Here is a 1,144-nt window from a genome sequence, read left to right as displayed (position 1 = left end):
CTGCTGAGGTGCGTGTCCCGGGCTGACCCTGATCGCGGACGGTCCAGACGCTGTCCGGGACGCGGTCCAGTTCGCCCCGCAGGTCCGCGGCCGAGGCGAAGCGCGGTAGCGTGCGGTCTGTCGCGAGCCCGCCCAGTCGCGCGGCGGCGCGGCCGACGCGGGTGGCGAGCACGGCGTTGAGTGGTCCGGACGCCCGCACGGTCCCGCGCAGCCAGAGGGGCAGCAGGCCCAGCGAGTAGTGGGGCAGGGGGCGGATCCGCCGCCGGTAGCGCCTGTGCAGTGCCTCGGACTTGAAGGTGGCCATGTCGACGCCGGTCGGGCAGTCGGAGGAGCACGCCTTGCACGCCAGGCACAGTTCGAGCGAGTCCTCCACGGCCGGGGAGTCGATCGGCAGGGTGCCGCGGACCACCTCCTGGAGGACCCGGGCCCGGCCGCGGGTGGAGTCCTTCTCGTCGCCCGTGGCGCGGAACGACGGACACATCACGCCGCCGGTCGACGAGCGGCAGCGGCCCACTCCGATGCAGGCCTGGACGGGGTGGGCGCCGTCGGCGGCGACGGGGGCGCCGAGGAGGTCGCGGCCACGGAGACCGACGTCGGCCAGTGCGAGGTCGCCGTCGAGGGGACGTGTGGCGGTGAGCCCGCCCGGGGCGAGTATCCCCGCGGGATCCCAGATGCGGGCGAAGCGGGCGAAGGCGTCCAGCATCTCGGGCGAGTACATGACCGGGAGGAGCTCGGAACGTGCCCGGCCGTCGCCGTGTTCCCCGGACAGCGAGCCGCCGTGGCGCACCACGAGGTGGGCGGCGCCGGTGCAGAAGGCGCGCATGACCCGACGGCCCTCCTCGGACCGCAGGTCGAAGCTGATACGGATGTGCATGCACCCGGCCCCGAAGTGCCCGTACATGACGCCGGTGAGCCGATGCTGCGCGAGAAGTTCCCGGAAGTCGGCGAGGTAGTCGGCCAGACGGTCGGGCGCCACGGCCGAGTCCTCCCATCCCGGCCAGGACTCGATGGTCTCCCCGGTCGCGGGGTCGGTCAGTCTCGAGCTCAACCCGGCGCCGTCCTCGCGTACCCGCCACAGATCGGCGCGGGCCACCGGGTCCGTCACGACGAGCGCCTCGACGGCGTGGCCGCCGCCGGTGAGCTC

Annotated in this window: 1 protein-coding gene; it reads right to left on the bottom strand. The window is 74.1% G+C overall.

From position 1 onward, the window contains the following. A partial coding sequence (locus tag IY392_RS18775; RefSeq protein WP_194862042.1) for an FAD-binding and (Fe-S)-binding domain-containing protein occupies positions 1 to 1,144 on the bottom strand: 1,144 nt, incomplete at both ends.

Source organism: Dietzia sp. SYD-A1 (genome assembly GCF_015356725.1).
In the GTDB taxonomy this organism is placed as follows: Bacteria; Actinomycetota; Actinomycetes; order Mycobacteriales; family Mycobacteriaceae; genus Dietzia.
The sequence above is the reverse complement of the archived record's forward strand: the minus strand, read 5'-3'. Positions and strand labels throughout refer to the sequence as shown.